Source organism: Rhodococcus sp. B10 (assembly GCF_011770055.1).
GTDB classification, from domain to species: Bacteria; Actinomycetota; Actinomycetes; order Mycobacteriales; family Mycobacteriaceae; genus Rhodococcoides; species Rhodococcoides kyotonensis_B.
Window position 1 is genome coordinate 109,031 of record NZ_JAAFYV010000004.1, and the last position, 16,006, is coordinate 125,036.

General features: G+C 65.8%; 15 protein-coding genes. 9 read left to right on the plus strand and 6 right to left on the minus strand.

The features are described 5' to 3' along the window. Positions 1-348: 348 nt before the first annotated feature. Positions 349-735, plus strand: a complete 387-nt coding sequence (locus RhoFasB10_RS04065) for a hypothetical protein (protein WP_167675189.1) — start codon at positions 349-351, stop codon at positions 733-735. Further along, complete coding sequence (locus RhoFasB10_RS04070; protein WP_068425499.1) at positions 732-1,613, plus strand: WecB/TagA/CpsF family glycosyltransferase; 882 nt, start codon at positions 732-734, stop codon at positions 1,611-1,613. Before RhoFasB10_RS04065 ends, RhoFasB10_RS04070 begins: the two co-directional genes overlap by 4 nt. On the opposite strand, the gene RhoFasB10_RS04075 is transcribed toward RhoFasB10_RS04070, so the two are convergent. Beyond that, positions 1,573-2,640 carry a glycosyltransferase family 4 protein gene (locus tag RhoFasB10_RS04075; RefSeq protein ID WP_068426205.1) on the minus strand — a complete coding sequence of 356 codons (1,068 nt, stop codon included), beginning with the start codon at positions 2,638-2,640 and terminating at the stop codon, positions 1,573-1,575. The genes RhoFasB10_RS04070 and RhoFasB10_RS04075 overlap by 41 nt on opposite strands. 107 nt (positions 2,641-2,747) lie before the next feature. Between RhoFasB10_RS04075 and RhoFasB10_RS04080 the strand changes: the two genes are divergently transcribed. The 3 genes from RhoFasB10_RS04080 to RhoFasB10_RS04090 are packed head-to-tail and all read left to right on the plus strand — an operon-like array spanning position 2,748 to position 7,452. Beyond that, a complete protein-coding gene (locus RhoFasB10_RS04080; RefSeq protein ID WP_240930866.1) occupies positions 2,748-4,412 on the plus strand; it encodes a flippase in 1,665 nt (554 codons plus the stop codon). Then, positions 4,409-6,364, plus strand: a complete 1,956-nt coding sequence (locus tag RhoFasB10_RS04085) for a glycosyltransferase (RefSeq protein ID WP_346764347.1) — start codon at positions 4,409-4,411, stop codon at positions 6,362-6,364. Before RhoFasB10_RS04080 ends, RhoFasB10_RS04085 begins: the two co-directional genes overlap by 4 nt. Further along, entirely contained in the window at positions 6,361-7,452 is a 1,092-nt protein-coding gene (locus RhoFasB10_RS04090; protein WP_167675191.1) for a glycosyltransferase family 4 protein, read from the plus strand. The genes RhoFasB10_RS04085 and RhoFasB10_RS04090 overlap by 4 nt, the downstream gene beginning before the upstream one ends. On the opposite strand, the gene RhoFasB10_RS04095 is transcribed toward RhoFasB10_RS04090, so the two are convergent. Further along, positions 7,369-8,463 carry a glycosyltransferase family 4 protein gene (locus RhoFasB10_RS04095; RefSeq protein ID WP_346764348.1) on the minus strand — a complete coding sequence of 365 codons (1,095 nt, stop codon included), beginning with the start codon at positions 8,461-8,463 and terminating at the stop codon, positions 7,369-7,371. The genes RhoFasB10_RS04090 and RhoFasB10_RS04095 overlap by 84 nt on opposite strands. A gap of 50 nt (positions 8,464-8,513) precedes the next feature. On the opposite strand from RhoFasB10_RS04095, the gene RhoFasB10_RS04100 reads away from it, so the two are divergent. Continuing rightward, positions 8,514-9,053, plus strand: a complete 540-nt coding sequence (locus tag RhoFasB10_RS04100; RefSeq protein ID WP_068425508.1) for a hypothetical protein — start codon at positions 8,514-8,516, stop codon at positions 9,051-9,053. Between the two features lie 7 nt (positions 9,054-9,060). Here RhoFasB10_RS04100 and RhoFasB10_RS04105 read toward each other — a convergent pair whose 3' ends face one another. Next, entirely contained in the window at positions 9,061-10,698 is a 1,638-nt protein-coding gene (locus RhoFasB10_RS04105) for a DUF4832 domain-containing protein (protein WP_240930867.1), read from the minus strand. Positions 10,699-10,885: 187 nt separating this feature from the next. Here RhoFasB10_RS04105 and RhoFasB10_RS04110 point away from each other — a divergent pair, with 187 nt between their 5' ends. Beyond that, positions 10,886-11,422 (plus strand): YdcF family protein, encoded by a 537-nt coding sequence (locus RhoFasB10_RS04110; protein ID WP_167675193.1) that lies wholly within the window; start codon positions 10,886-10,888, stop codon positions 11,420-11,422. A 3-nt stretch (positions 11,423-11,425) separates the two neighbouring features. Here the strand turns inward: RhoFasB10_RS04110 and RhoFasB10_RS26775 are convergent, their stop codons facing one another. Then, positions 11,426-12,397 carry a glycosyltransferase gene (locus RhoFasB10_RS26775; RefSeq protein ID WP_167675195.1) on the minus strand — a complete coding sequence of 324 codons (972 nt, stop codon included), beginning with the start codon at positions 12,395-12,397 and terminating at the stop codon, positions 11,426-11,428. Between the two features lie 70 nt (positions 12,398-12,467). Further along, entirely contained in the window at positions 12,468-13,811 is a 1,344-nt protein-coding gene (locus RhoFasB10_RS04120; protein WP_068425529.1) for an Hsp70 family protein, read from the minus strand. A gap of 155 nt (positions 13,812-13,966) precedes the next feature. Here RhoFasB10_RS04120 and RhoFasB10_RS04125 point away from each other — a divergent pair, with 155 nt between their 5' ends. Together RhoFasB10_RS04125 and RhoFasB10_RS04130 are read left to right on the plus strand one after the other, a co-directional pair. Continuing rightward, complete coding sequence (locus tag RhoFasB10_RS04125) at positions 13,967-14,470, plus strand: low molecular weight phosphatase family protein (protein ID WP_167675197.1); 504 nt, start codon at positions 13,967-13,969, stop codon at positions 14,468-14,470. 100 nt (positions 14,471-14,570) lie between these two features. Then, a complete protein-coding gene (locus tag RhoFasB10_RS04130) occupies positions 14,571-14,957 on the plus strand; it encodes a hypothetical protein (RefSeq protein ID WP_346764349.1) in 387 nt (128 codons plus the stop codon). A gap of 16 nt (positions 14,958-14,973) precedes the next feature. Here the strand turns inward: RhoFasB10_RS04130 and RhoFasB10_RS04135 are convergent, their stop codons facing one another. After that, positions 14,974-15,966 (minus strand): hypothetical protein, encoded by a 993-nt coding sequence (locus tag RhoFasB10_RS04135; protein WP_167675199.1) that lies wholly within the window; start codon positions 15,964-15,966, stop codon positions 14,974-14,976. Positions 15,967-16,006 lie beyond the last annotated feature (40 nt).

Genomic DNA, 16,006 nt, shown 5'->3' on the forward strand with positions numbered 1-16,006 from the left:
AGTGCGACTGGTCTGTATCCTGTGTGTATGACCGTTAACCACGCCCAAAACATACCTTTGGTCGGGTATCAACAGTCGGGGATCCGTTCACACGCCGCGCACACGGGAGAGATCGATCGAAAAGCACTGACTCGCAGGTTCGGTACCAGCACTTTCAGCCTTCGCGTCCCTCGGTTCGGAGACTTCGAACGGTGGCGCGCGACGCGCATCGACCACTCCCGTTTCCTGGCCCCGGCTTTCGGTGAGGCCGGTCGCACCTGGGCCGAGTTGAACACACCGGCCGCCTGGATCGAGAAGTACGTGACCGACCGTCGGTTGTCACGACGAGGACTTTCTTTTCCCCACCTCTTGTTCGAATCGTCACACACCGACGCCGCCGGTCCGCGGGTTGCCGGTGAGGTGAACATCTCCCGCGTCGACGGCCTGTCGCAGGCCGGAGAACTGAGTGTGTGGTGCACGCCCAGTGTCCATCAGTCCGAAGTCACGGGCTGGGCAGGACACGTCGTCGTACTGGAGGCCTTCACTCGCGCGAATCCGTTGCGCTGGGTCATTGCCCCCGTCGCTGTCGACAACCCCCGTCCGGCAAAGGGTTTGGGCCTGGCCGGATTCGAGAAGACCGCCAGGCTGCGACGGCAACGGAACTACGACGGCAGCCCCACCGACCACAACCTGTGGGTGTGCGAGAACACCTCGCGTAACCGGATCCGCCTCCAAGAACTGATGGAGAACGCATGAGCATCGACAGATACGACGACGACCGCAACGGATCCACGGTCCGCCTGGTGGCGGGCGGCACCCCGGTGGAGTTGTGCACGTTCGACGAGGTCGTCGAGGCGGTGACCCGTCGTTTGGCGGACCCCGGCCACATCCCACTCGCCCTGGGGTCGGTCAACCTCGATCACATTCACCACTTTCGCCCGATGCCCCACTCGGTCGACCACATCGACACCGAGCGCGACGACCTGGCATGGGCGTTCCTCGCCGACGGCGCGCCGATCGTCAATCAAGCGGAGAAGTTGACCGGACGCTCGTGGTCGCGGGTGACCGGATCCGACCTGCTGCCCGCCATCGTCGACATGGCGTCGGCCGAGGGTCGTACCGTCGGCATCCTGGGCGGTACCTCCCGCATGCACGAGCGTCTGCGGTTCGTGTTGCGCCGCAGCCACCCCGATCTGAACGTCGCCGGCTTCTGGTCGCCGTCGGCGGGAGAACTCGCCGATCCGGCACAGTCGTCGCGTATCGCCGCGCAGATCTCGGCTGCCGGCGTCGACATTCTGGTCGTCGGGCTCGGCAAGCCACGCCAGGAGCAGTGGATCGACACGTACGGTCTCGCAACGGGAGCCCGGCTGCTTCTCGCGTTCGGAGCTGCAGCCGACTTCCTCGCCGGCGAGTCACAGCGCGCACCTCGGTTCTTCCAGGAGAACGGTCTCGAATGGTTCTACCGGCTGGTCACCGAGCCGAGACGTCTGTCACGTCGCTATCTTCTCGAGGGCCCGCGTGCTTTGATGCAGCTTCGACACGCACACATCGAGGTAGTCGACGACTCGCCCCTCTTCCGCCGGGCCGACGTCGCTACACCGACCGAACGATCTGCGCTAGGTGGTATGCCATGACGCTCGACGTGAACTGCGAACGCACCCGGGCCGCCGCGGCATGACCCATCGCCGCGGCCCGATCCGGGTCGGCGAGCAGTCGAGCGATGGCATCGGCCAGAGCATCGACGTCGCCACCCGGGACGAGCACGCCGGTCACGCCGTCCTCGACGTAATCGCTCATCCCGGGATTGTCGGTGACGACGACCGGCCGTCCACTCGCCATCGCTTCGAGCACCACCGTCAGCCCCGACCCGGAGATGGTCGGTCGGAGCGCGAGCGCGACGACGCTCGCGCGCTGGTACAGATTTCGCATCCGGCCGTCGAGGCGTTCGGTGTGCACGGTGCCGAGGTGCTCCGGCACGTCGACGGGCAGCCCGGTGGCCAGTTCGAGGAACGCCTCGGGCACCGAACGCCGGACGGTGGCTACCGCGTCGACGAGCAGGGCGTGATCACGGAAACGGTCCTCGCCTGCACTCATGATGCGTCCGGGCACAGGTGGTTCGGTCTGGACACCGTAGAAATCGGCATCGATTCCGAGAGGCACGAAGTGAAGTCTTTCTTTCTCGACGCCCCATTCGTGGTGCAGCGTGTCGAGAACGGGACGGCTCTGCGACCACAACGCCGGAGTCTTCGCGAGGGCGTGCGCGAACAGTCCGTTCCACTTCGGGTACGGCGCGGATCTGTGTGTGATCCAACCGATGCCGGACACGACGGGCGCGTATCTGCGCGACGTCTCGGCGAGCAGCGCCGCCGGAATGCCGGTGCGCTCGTCGTAACACAGCACGGCGTCGGTCTTGTTTCTCGTGTAGTTCTTGCGCTCCCCCAGCGCTTCGACGAGCTCGAGCCCGTCCACTCGATATCTCACGGACGCACCGACTCTGGATCGCGCGCGTCCGAGTTCCGCAGTGCCGAACGTGGTCTCGATACCGTTCTCGGCCAGTTTGTGCAGACCGTACGGGGTTGCGTCCGGAACTTCCCCCGCGTCGTAACGACGACGCCATTGCGTAGCCGACAGCATCCCCGCCAGCGGAACATGAGCCCGCATGCTCGAAACGTCCTCTCCCCGAAAGTGGACTCGATCGACCATCCCGCCACAGTAGTCTCTGCGTTCGATTGCGGTGCGGCGCGATCGGTTCTGAAACGGGTGACGGCATGAAACTCGCCTATCACCTTCCGGAGGCCACGGCGCACCGTGACCCGTCGAAGCGTGCGCAGGAAATGGCCGCACGAGAGGCATTCTGGCAGTTTCCGGAGCAATCCACCATACGATTCGACCGAATAGTCGACACTGCTCCCGCTCCGCAGCCGAGTCCGCCCGAGAGCAGCGACGACGAGGTGTCGACCGGAAAGATCGCGCAGGCCTTCGGAACACAGCTGATCTTCCGTGTCGTCGGAATGATCGCTTCGGTCTTCACCGTCGCCATCACGACCCGCCATCTCGGCCCGACGTCGTACGGCCACTTGACGACGGCCATCGTGTTCGTCGGTCTGTGGACGAGTTTCACCGAACTCGGAATCGGCTCGGTGATCGTGCGACGCGTGACGTCCGGCAAAGGTGACCTGCAACGACTGATACGCATCAACACCGGTCTGTCGTTGGTGTACTGCGTCCCACTGTCATTGATCACCATGGCGTCGGGTCTGTTGATCTACCAGGGCGACGCCGAAGTACGCGCGATGCTGATCATCATGTCGACGACGCTGACGGTGTCGACCGTATTGACCTGCGTCCAACCGATTTTCGTCACGAAGGTGAACTTCACCGCGGTGGCGGTGTCGGACCTCGTGGGACGTATCGCATCGCTGGCCGCGACGCTCGTGATGATCCAGATCGATGCTCCCCTGGTGTGGTTCGCGTCCGCGCAGGTGGTTCCTCTCGTCGTGCAACTCGTCGTCCAGTTCTGGGCCGCGGGCAAGATGATTCCGTTCTGGCCGATCTTCTCGTGGCGGGAGAGTCTCGGTCTCGTCGTCGAAAGCCTCCCGCAGACGGGTGTCCTGATCATCGGCGTGCTGTACTGGCGCACCGACGCGGTCCTGCTCAGTCTGTTGAGCACCCCTGCCCAGGTCGGTGTCTACGGCCTCGCGTACACGGTCGCCTTCACGACGTCGGTCATCTCGCAATTCTTCCTGTCGTCGACGCTGTCGTCGATGACACGAAAGTTCGCCGTCGACAAGAAGGGCTTCGCCGATTTCGTCGAGCGCAGCGTCGAAACCCTGTCGCTCGTGGCACTTCCGATCGGTCTGGTCGGAATCATGCTGGCGGGCCCGATCGTCGCGACCATGGGGTCGGACGAATTCGTGTCCGACGGACGGCCGACCCTGGCTCTGCTCTTCTGCGCGGTAGCGGTCACCTTCATGAACGGCGTCCTCAGTCAGGCGTTGTTCGCGGCGCACGATCAGGTGTTCCTGTTGCGGCTCAACGTCGTCAACCTGGTCGTCAACATCGGTCTGAACATCGCGCTCATTCCGACGTTCGGTGCCATCGGCGCCAGCGCCGCGCTGTTGTTCGCCGAACTCAGCGGCCTCGTCGTCGTGACCTGGCGACTGCATCGCAAGAGCCCGTACCGGACGCCGGTCAAGTACATGGCCAAGGTGCTTCTACCCCTGACCGTCACGGGCGTCGCCGTCTACTTCGTGCAGGACCTTCCGCTCGTGATCTCCGGAGTCGTGGCCGTGGTCGTCTACGCGGCGGCGAACTTGATCTTCGGGCCTGCCAAGATCGGGAATCTGAAGACCCTGCTGGACACCGAAGGTGATCCGGAGGACGAACCCATCGACGTTCCCACAGCGACCGACCGAGGAAGGACCACGCCGTGACCCGGCCCAGCAACGACGAGCGCTCGGTGAGCGTCCTGATCGTCGCCTACCGTAGCCCCGAGCAACTCCGGACGTGCCTCGACTCTCTCGACAAGCACATGCCGTCCGATTCCGTTCTGGTGTGGGACAACTCCGGCCCGGACTACCCGGGCATGGACGACGTCCGACGCAGCCACCCGACGTCGCGTTGGTTCGGCGACGGCACCAACAAGGGCTTCGCGGCAGCGGTCAACGCACTCGCCGCAGAAGCTCCGAACGACCATCTGCTGCTGCTGAATCCGGACGCCGAGGTTCTCGCACCGCTCGACCGCACCCTGGCCGCACTGCACCGCGACGGAGTGGCCGCGGCCGCGCCCATGGTCGTCCCCAACGGGGAGAGGTTCCACTCCGAACGCACCGGCCGTCATCGTAGTTGGGATGTCGCGCACCGCGATTCCGGTGTCGTACGGTCTCTCGTGTCCAAGGCCGGCTACGCCGAAAGGCTCCGGGGCACACCGCTGTCGGACCTGTACGCGTCGGCACCGGGCGACGTGGACGGCTACCTGACGGGTGCGTGCCTCGCCATCGATCGCGACGCGTGGGACTCCGTCGGCGGTTTCGACGAGGAATTCTTCCTGTACGGCGAGGAGTTCGACTGGCAGCAACGCGCTCGGGCCGCGGGGTGGACGATTCGGCTCGTCGACGAGACCGCGATCGCGCACTCGGGCGCAGGCACGGTCGCCGGCGACGAGCAGGGCACGTCACGATCGGCTGAGCTGTTGCGCGCCAACGTCGCTCTCGGCCTCGAGCACCGACGCGGGGTTCATAGCGCGGACATCTATCTCGCCGGCACCTCCCTGCTCGACCGCGTGCAGCGTTCGCGTCGAGCAGCCAGGAAACGTACCCGTGCGCTCGCTCGGCCCTCCATCGTGTTCACGATCAATCGGCTCGTCTACGGCGGCGCCGAACGCCATCACGTACTGCTGGCGACCGAGCTGCACCGACGGGGATACGACGTCACGATCGCCGCGATGCAGCGGTTCGGACCCCTCGTGGCCGAGATTCCGCACACGGTGCGGGTGGTGCGCCAACCCTGGTGGGCACCGATGATCGACACGGCGAGCAGGGATGCGATCGTCGTCAGTGGTGACACCAACACCGAGGTCGGGTTCGCGAGCCTGTGGCGCGCGGCGGGCAGACATCGAAAGTGGTTGGCGGCGGCACACATTCCGCCGGAACTGGGTGGCCCCACGTACTCGACTCCGCTGGCACGTGCGATGACGCGCGCCGACGGCTTCGTCGCATTGTCGAGAGGGCACTGGGATCAGGCCACCGCACACCAGGATCTCGGCGACCGCGTGTTCGTCGCACCCAACGGCGTGGTCTCCGATCGGTCTCTTCCCGCCGAGGAACCGCGACGCCCGATCGCCGACGTCCCGCACCTCGTCTTGCTCTCGCGCATTCTCGAACACAAGAATCCTCACCTGCTCGTCGAGGCGCTCGACGGGTTGCGTCATCTGCCGTGGGAACTGTCGATCTACGGCGACGGACCGGATCGCGAGCGGCTCGAAGCACTCACCCCGGCGGATCTGGGCGATCGAATTCGGTGGCGCGGTTGGTCTCCCGGGCCACAGCATGCGCTCGCCGACGCCGATCTTCTGTGTGTCCCCAGTCGGTCGGAGGCGTTTCCGATGGTGATCCTGGAGGCGATGGCGCGTCGCATCCCGGTCGTCGCGTCGTCGGTGTGCGCGGTTCCCGACATGCTCGATCACGGCAAGGCAGGCCGCCTCGTCGAACCGATCACCGTCGACGCGTGGCGTCGGACTCTGGCGGACCTACTCGGCGACACGTCGACGTGGCCTGCACTCGGTCTCGCCGGGTACGACCGTATGAGATCGGAGTACACGATTGAATCGATGGCCGACGCCTACGAGGAAGCGTTCGACGCCGTGCTGTCGGAGGGTTCTCGATGAAGGTACTGTGGCTGTCCCCGTGGATGCGGCCGCTGGCCCGTATACACGTGGAAGCGTTGCGCGCCCAGGGCGACGACGTCATGCTGGTCACCACCGACCAACACCCGGAGTCCGACGCGGCCCGCCCGTACGAGATCGTGCTCGACGCGCGTGTCAAACAGCCGTCGAGTTGGGCGCCGTTCCTGCGTGCCCTGCAGGCCGCGCGCGCATTCGCACCCGACGTCGTCGTCACCGAGCTCGTGCGTGATCCGCGCTGGACGGCGTTCGGCGCTCTCGCCCCTCGCGTGCAGTTGATCCACGACGACCGACCGCACGATGCGTCCGAGAATCGACCGGCCTGGGAGCGTGCGATCTTCGACCGGTGGGGCGGACGCTCCGCTGCGACGATAGCGTTCAGCGACTACGTTGCCGACGCGGTACGCCACGGGCGGGTTCCGGGCGCAGGCACACCGGTCCATGTCATCCCGTTGACGAGCGACGTCGAAGACACACGCGTCTCGACGGTCGTTCCCGCGGATGCGCGTCGGGACGTCGTTCTGCTGGGACGCATCAACTCGTACAAGAACATCGAGGTCGTGCTCGAGGCGTGGCGACGCCATGTCGGTGGACCGGGCTGGCGTGGAGACGATCTCGTCGTCATCGGCAAAGGCGAGACCGGGGTCCCGCTGCCCCCGCACACGATTCACCGCAACGAACCGTTCCGGTACGACGACGAACTCGGCGCGATCTCGCGCGCGAAAGCATCTCTCGTGCACTACCGTCGGGCGTCGCAGAGCGGTGTTCAGGTGTTGTGCATGCAGCTCGGTGTCGCGACGATCGTCAGCGACCAGGGCGCGCTACCCGAGTTCCAGACTCCGGGCGAACCGGTGATAGGAATCGACGACGTGGACGCGCTCGTCGACGAACTCGATCGAGTTGCAGACTCCGACACTGCCTTTCGATCCGGATCCGCTGCGCGGAAGCACTACGACACGCAGTTCTCCTCCGCCGTCGCCGGTACGCGTCTACATGCGCTGCTCGCGGCGACGGCAGGTGTCGCGCCAGATCTCGTCCAGCCGCGCGTACCAGGCGTCGACGTCGAACTCTGACGCGGTGGCCCGCGCCCCGGCGGCGATGCGGCGTCGCGCATCACCGTCCTCGACGACGCGTCGGATCGACTTCGACAGTGCGGGAACGTCTCCTGGGGTCACGACGAGCGCGTCGACGTCGTCCGTGACCACTTCGCCGACGCTACCCGCCGGGGTGCACACCGGAGCCAGGCCGTGCGACATCGCCTCGAGCAGCGCCATCGGCAGGCCTTCGCTGTAGCTCGGCAACGCGAACACGTGCGATCGCGACAGGATGTCGGAGCACTGCTCGGGCGACATCCATCCCGCGACGGTCACCACGTCGCCGATTCCGTGACGACGCACGGCTTCTCGTACCTCGTCGACGTCACCGTCGCCGCACATCGTCACCGACGTGCGTCGTCGAACGTCCTCGGGTAGCGACGCCACCGCGTCGACCAGGTCGAACGATCCCTTGCGCTGCCCGAGCCTTCCCAGCGTCACGATGCGTACGGTGTCCGTATCGGTCTGCGAGGCAACCACTTCCGGTAGCCGAACCGGATTGTGCAGTACCGTCACCGCACGACGGTCCAGCTCCATGCGCTCCGCGTATTCGTCGGCGAGAGCGCTACCGAGTACCAGCCACCGGTCCGCGGTCAACGCGCGTCGAACGAAAGATCGCCCCGCCGAGGGCAATCCGTCGAACCACCCGGCGAAATCGTAGCTGTGTGCATGCACGACGACGGGAACGCCGACGCGTCGAGCCACCGCCATGGGCAAGCATTTACGAAGAACGCTGCCGCCGTGGGCGAGATGGACGTGCACCACGTCGGTACGACGACGCGCGATCGTCCACGACGCGCGCAGCATGCCGGTCACACCGACCCACAGTTTGCGAGCTCGGGTGGAATCGACGTAGGTGGCGATGCTGATCGTCCGGACGTCCGCGGACGGATTGGCCAGCATCAGCGACACGACGGTCGCCATCCCTCCACGGCTGGTCGGTGACGATGCAGCAGGCCCGATGACCAGCACACGAAGCGATTTCTGCACTGTTATAGTCTAACTGGTCTTTTCCTGTCCTCCAGCTCGAGAGTCGGTTCATGCCCCCATCCGCCAAGGGATCCCTCGAGCTCGGGTTCGGCTTGCTCCAGATCGGTGTTCGTCTCGCGAAAACCCGGATCAGGCAGGCCCGTCGCCCGTCCGTGCACTTCGGCGCCGTGGAGGCGGAAGCCGTCACGACGGCAGGCGTGCTCGAGCTGGTGCGGACACCGCCCGAGCGTCAGGCGGCCGGTCGTGGTCACATCGGCCCGCACTACCGATATTCCGTCGAGGTGGACACCGTTCCGGTCGGGTTCGTCATCGCTCTTCTCGATCACGGCACTGCGTCGGCCACCATCGTGTCGACCATCGACACAGACGATTACGACGTCGTGGCACCGGAAGCGGTTGGCTCGCTTGTCGACTCCATTCGGCACTCCGACCCATGGCTGCGACGGGCGTCGATCGCAGTCCACCCGGACGACATCGGCTTGTCGCGCGCACTTCGTCTACGGGGATTCGCCTGCGAGGGAAGCGTTCCCGGTTACGTGGACGACGCCATGGGCACTCGTCGACACCTGTGGACCGCAATGCTCGACTGACGCGCGGTCACGGAATCTCGAACGTCACCAGCCCGTAGCCGCCGTCCATTCCATGTCCGTTCTGGGCCAGGCTCATCGGTTCGTAGTTCACGGTCGACGTCGCACCTGCCTTGTGCTCGTTCCACACCACCGCTGCAGACACCGTGTAGAAACCCGACGACAGACCCGAGACGTCGAATTCGACGTTCTCCTGCGCGGTGGTCGGAGCCGGAACACCACCGGTGTCGGACGACGATTGCGGTGAGGTCATGGTCCGCAGGTCGATCGCCGACGGAACGGTCTGCACGACAGCTCCGCTCGGGTCGAGCAGCCGGTACTCCACGGTCCAGTTCTCGTGGACTGCCGCGGTGCCCTTGTTGGTCCACCGGACCGTGCCCGACACCGTTCCGTCCCTGTCGGGAACACCTGCGGTGGCGTCGGCGACGTAGCGGTACCCCGACACGACGTTCGCCCTCGACCACAGCGAATAGAGATCCCGGCTCATGGTGTCGCCGTTGAACTGGTCGGGGAATCCGCTGCTCGCCGTCATGGAGACGTGGTGGTCGATGACGTCGGAGAGCGCACGCTCGTAATACTCGGTCGACGTCATGTCGTCGGGCTTCTGACACCATTCCGTCAGCACGGGCGCCGTCGAATAGCGTTCGAGCAGAACGTCGACGATCGGATCCGAGCGTTCGACGTACTTCGAGTACTGGTTCTCGGCCCAGGTCGGTACCGGCGAGAAGACGCCGAGGCAGTCCGAGCGAAGGCCGACGGGTTTGACGGTGCCCGCGAGCTCTGCACTGTCCCTGAGCAACTGCTTGACGATCTCCGGATTACCTGTGGCCGTGACCATCTGGGTGTTCCTGAACGCACGAAGATTGGCGTCGACCAACCGGATCACCGTGGCTTTGGTGATGTACTGATCTCGGTACTGACTGTAGTAACCGAGTTCCGCTTCACTCGATTGCTCGTCGGGCGCGGGCATTCCGAGCTGGTCACGCATGAACGCGACGTGATTCTCGCTGAAGTCGCCGTAGCCGGACATCTCGAAGATCGACAGTCGTTCGTCTCGGTCGTACTTACGCCCGAGAGCAGCCAGGAGCGCCTCGAAGTTCCCGACGTAGTTGTTGTCGTTCCAGTTCGGGATGACCTGCTGCACGCCGTCGTACTCGTAGGTGGCCGTCGCACCGGGCACGGTCTTGAGCCAGTCGGGTACACCGATGTTGACGTTGCCCTCCGGGGACGTCTCGCAGCACGAGTCGTACGACGACACCCGCAGGCCGACGCGCATTCCCTGCGCCGCGTACGTCTCCAACGCCTCGTCGATCGCCGAGAAATCGTACTTCGCCGATTCCGGCGCATCGGGGGGCAGCGTTCGAGGGTCGACGGGCTGGAGCGAACGCCAATCGACTCGGATGGCAGCATCTTTCGAACCCGGCCAGTCCGGATAGTGTTGCTGGCCGACGTTCGACTGCGGGAACAACCCGGTCCCGATGTTGTCGAATTGGCCGCGCATCGGGTTGACGACGTCGGGGCCGTCCATCTCACGGAACACGGGATGGTCGGTCACGGGTTCGTGCGCGACCGTCCCGACCAGGGCAGTGGCCACCGCGAGTACCGGCGCGAGAATCAGCCATCGACCGCGCATTCTTCGGTCAGACAACGGCGGACGTCGCATTCTCGTACGCCCTCCGCAGGACAGCGGGGAGCCGTGCGTCGACGTTCATGAGGCCCTTCTACCTGAACAGAAACAGCGCGCCCCGGGGGGAACGGCGCACTCTACAGACCGATAGTACAAGAACTGCCGGTAAATTAGGGTGCGTGATCGAAACCGATACTTCTCGGCCGCTGTGAAGGCCACGAGACGGGTCGTCGTCGTGTCCGCGGCCGTCGCCGTGGCCATCGCGTCGGCGGTCGGATACCCCGTATACGTCGATCCGGTAGCCGATCGGCCTGCGCATGCCGACGCGATCGTCGTCCTCGGCGGATCGGAGGACAATCGCGACGAACTCGGCCTCGAGCTCGCGGAGGACGGGTACGCGCCCGAGCTCGTGTACTCGAATCCGTACGGTTCGGTGGACCGGCTGACCGAGATCTGTCGCGACGGTCGCAGCGATGTCACCGTCGAATGTTTCGTGCCCGAACCGGGGACGACGCGCGGCGAGGCTCGCGAGATCCGCGATCGCGCGGGGCGCGAGGGATGGAAGTCGGTCGTCGTCGTCACGTCGACGCCGCACCTCTCGCGGGCCAGGTACATCATCGGCAAGTGCTGGGACGGCGACGTCACCTACGTGCCCAGTACCACCGACCGTTACGTGTTCGAGTGGGCGTGGGAGTACGTCTATCAGACCGCCGGCTATGCGCGCGCCGTGTTCGAGGACTGCTGAGCGCTACGCGGGATCGAGCAGCTTGCCGATGTCGGCGAGGTACATGCTGCGTGTGTTCGCGCTCGCGAGATCGCGCACCCGGCTGCGCTCCCGCTCACGGGTCACCGGGTCGTTCGTCAAACGGTCGACGGCCTCGCGCAACGCCACGGCGTCGCCGGCAGGCACGACCGCAGCCGCGAGATGCTTGTAGCCCTCGAGTCCGCGAACGTCGGTGACGACGACGGGCGTCTCCAGAGTCGCGGCGCTCATGATCCGAACGTGGCCCGCACTGACGGACCGGTCCTGCAGCGGGATGACGTAGACACTCGCCGCGGCAAGCATGTCGGCGTGCTCCTCTTCCGACACTTCGCTGCGGACGACGATGTCGGTGCCGGCGGCGGACCGAACGACGTCGTCGTGATCGTCCGCCGAACAGACGATGGTCAGATTCCACGGTCGGTCGCGGGCCGCATCGATCAGGAGATTCCAGTCGCACGAGCTACGTCCGCTGGCGAAGACACCGACGCGGTCCGCGTCCGGCGTCGGGGTCCGCGACGTCGAATCGTCGTAGAAGTAGAAGGGAACCACCGTCACGGCCGCCGGGTCGAGGTTGTACTCGTCGATGTACAGCGACCGTTCCCACTGCGTCATCACCTGAATGGATCGGGCGGCCCGATGGAGTAGTCGCCGGTACAGGAACCTGACGGTCCTACCCATGAGCCCCGACTTCAACCCGGGCAGAAATTCGACGATCACGAGAGAGCGGCGGCGGCGTAGCGCGCAGATCAGCGCGAGGACGACGATGCCTGCAGGCCGAGCCACGCCTTCGGACGTCACGACGATGCCGTTCCTGCCGGCCGCGGACAGCAGGGACAGCGCCGACACGACCGCGCTGACGTAGCCGCCCGACGGCTGGGCCAGGATGTCCGCACCCAACGATTCGCCGTACCAGACATTGCTCACCACACGTCGGTCCTGCCCGCTGCGCTGATCCACGTGAATCCTCCCGAATCGGAGTGCGCAGCACGTCGGACGCACGGCGCAGCTCTAGGACAGGAAGTATGACCTAGAACCTGGGCAGCTCGAACACGGGCGGAGGCGGCAGCTGGATCTGGGGAAGCTGAATCTGCGGCAACCCCGGAATCAGCGGTGCAGGAGCGGGTGCGGGCGCAGGCGCCGGAGCGGGTTCGTCGTACTGCGGAGCCTCGTACGTCTCGACGGGTGCAGCGGGAGCGGGCGCAGCTTCCGTCGTCGCGGGAGGCGGTGCCACGGTCGTGACGGGTGTCGTGGTGGACGCCGCCGAGCTCGACGTCGACGGCACTCCGGTGACGGTGTCGGCCGTTTCCGTCGGCGCGCTGGCCGGTTCTTCCGAACCGCCGTAGCCGAGCGTGAGTCCGAGGGCTGCGACGGCAGCGAGTCCACCCGCGACCAACGCCGCGCCGCGAATCTTCCGTTTGGACGTGGCCGTGCGGTCCACCGGCTCCGGGCTGAGCCAATCGGGAGCACCGGTCAGGGCCTGTGCGGGAGCTGCCACGGTCGGCTCGGGGTTCTCGACCGGTGTCGCCAGAAGCGCAGCGCCCTTGGCCGCGACGGCTTCCGGATCCCGCGGCGTGACGACGGGCAATCCGGTCCACGACCGAAGAATGGCCTCGACCAACGGAATGCGAGCGCCGCCGCCGATCAGGAACAGGGCGTCGACGTGCTGCGGCGAACGGCTGATGACGTCGCGCACCAAACGTGCCGAATACTCGATCGGGACGGTCACCAGCGCCTCGAACGATTCACGCGAGATCAGGATGACGCCACTTTCACCGGGCAGGCACACGGCACCGCTGGTGGACAGCTGTTCCTTCGCGATGCGGCAGCGGCTCGTGAACTCCTGCACACCGAGCGTGTTCTGGGGATCCACACCCTGCTTGGCGAGTTGGTTGTCGCAGATCAGTCGATCGAAATCGTCTCCGCTGATGTCGATGGTGCGCTCGGCGAGCAGAACGTTGCCCGACGCCCGATCGACGACACTGACGGTCAATCCGGAGCTGCCGAGGTCGTACAGGGCGATGGTCGAGAAGTCACCGATTTCACCGGAGGCGTCCAGATACGCGAGCGCGGCTCTGGCCTCGGGGACCAACCGATAGTTGTACAACCGCTGACGTGCCATCGCCTGCTGGATGTCGCCGAACTGCTGTTGATCGCGGTACGCGACGCCGGTGGCTTCCACCTGGCTGCCGTCGTTCTGGGAGAGCACGACGCCGATCGACTCCGCTGCCAGTTCTTCGGCGCGGTCCCAGTGCGCGTCGACGGTATCGCTCTGGAAATCCAACTCTCGGTGCCCGGACGTGTGCAGGCGCAGATCGGGCCGTGCCATTCGAACGGCACTGGACCCGACCGATACACCGAGAACCTCAGTCATGACCTGCCTCACTTGGTTAGCAGCGAACGGACTCGCCGACCGGTTTGGTAACGATCCCATCTCGAAGCCGTCGCTCGGGCATCACTGTAGCCTGACCGTTCTTCGAATGCGATTGCCGGATGCAGCGAGTGACGAGGGGGCACTAGCCTGTCCCAGTGCATGTCCTCTTCGTTTGTACCGGGAACATCTGCCGCTCGCCCACCGCGGAACGCCTCGCGGTGGCCTACGCCGGCGAGGCGGGTGTCGAGCTGACGGCGTCGAGCGCCGGGACCCACGGTCTGACCGGCCACGCCATGGACGAGACCGCCGCGTTGGTGCTGCGTCAGCTCGGCGGTGAACCCGACGGATTCGTCGCACGCCGCATCTCACCGCGCATCGCCGACGACGCCGACCTCATTCTGGCGATGACAGCCCGGCATCGGGACGAGGTGCTCGCGATGGCTCCGAGGAAACTGCGTCGGACGTTCACTCTTCTCGAGGCGGTGTCTCTCGCCGAGCAGTCGGGAGCGCAGTCGCTCGACGACCTCGCGGCCGCGCGGGCGCGACACTTTGTCGTCGAGACCGACATCGCCGATCCCTACACGAGGCCTCACGACGTGTACGAGAGCGTGGGGCAGCAGATAGCCGATGCACTGCCCGGAATCGTTCGTCTGTTCTGACGAACAGTCCGGTTGAACGCCGTCGCGAGCTGAGCGCACCACCGACCGCTGAGGTAACGTTCCGATATCGGTCCCGCCGGCAAGGGGACGGCAACTTCGCGTGAGGGCTGACAAGACGATGCGTGACAAGGTCATCGCGACATCTGCGGTGGCAATCGCAGGACTGGCAGTAGCCGTCGGACTCGGTATCGGCGCTCTCGGAGGCGCCTTCGACGATTCCGCCGAGCAGGTCGCGCCACCGGCATTGCGGTCCGACCTCAGTACCGCCGTGACGGCGACGCCGTCGGCCATCACCGTTCCGCCGTCACCCACCTGGCAGGTGGCCGTGCCCACGCAGCCACGCACGACGACCACGACGCCTCCGACGACCACCGAGACCGCGCCGACCGGTACCGACGACACGTCGACGACGCGCAGTCCTCGCAGAACCACCGCCGATCGTTCCGAGGACGAGACGACCACCGAGACGACGACGCCCAGGCGCTGAGCCGCTGAGTCGCGCGCTACGTGACGGACCCGGACGCGCCGACCTCACCGATCGAGGATTCGAACCCGTTCTCGGCCGGGGCGAGTTCCGAAATCCATACCAGGACCGAGCGAGTCTCGGTCGCCTGATCGAGGGCGATGTGCGTCGTACCGGGTTTCAACACTCCCGAGCCGAGGACCTGAGTCGCGTCGAATCCCTCGTCCTTCTCCGGCGCGGTCCTGATCTCGACGGCCGTTCCGACGTCGTCGGATGCGATCCAGATCTCGTCGATGTCGACGGTTCGATCGAAGTCGAGGACGAGGCCGATGCCCTGCTCGGTACTGCCGAACCCGCTGCGGTAGGTGTCGGTCGACCACCGTGTGGCCGGGTTGGAATCGACAGCCCGGCCCGCGTCGTTCGCGTTGTCCGCGTAGCGCACGGCAGACCACGCCTGTGCACTCGCGGGCCGCAACGGTACGTCGGCCGACGACGGCCCGGGTCCTCGAGGAGCCGACAACGACGGGACCGCGACGCTCTGTACGCCGCGGCCGAACACGGTGGTGGAGATCAACCACCCTGCACCGCCGAACAGCAGCAGCACGACCACTGCACCGATCGCCGCCGCCAGCCGCGTTCGCGACGTCATTCGTGGTGTGTCCGGGGGTTCGACGGGAGCGTTCTCGATCGACACCGCAGGTTGATCGGCGATCAAGAGAACATAGGGCGGGGTCACCATCACCCGCGGCGGGACGGCGGACGGAGTCGCGAATTTTTCCAGCGCGTCGGATCGCGGACGGTTCGGTCGCACCATATCCATGTGCACAACCTTGACTCCGAGTTCGCGGCCCGTCGCGAGATCTCGTGCGCGCCAGGACGAGGCGAACGACGGCGACGGGCGTTTCTCGAGCAGCCGATATCGGTCGGCTAGAACACTTCCCGCAGTGACCGTCGCGCTCATCGTCGCCTCCCACCCCGGCGACTCACCTCGCCGTGACGACAGGCCGAGGAGAGTCACTACCGTGCGGGTCATCGCCGGCGCCGTCCCCCGTGGATCCATCCCCCACGCCCGG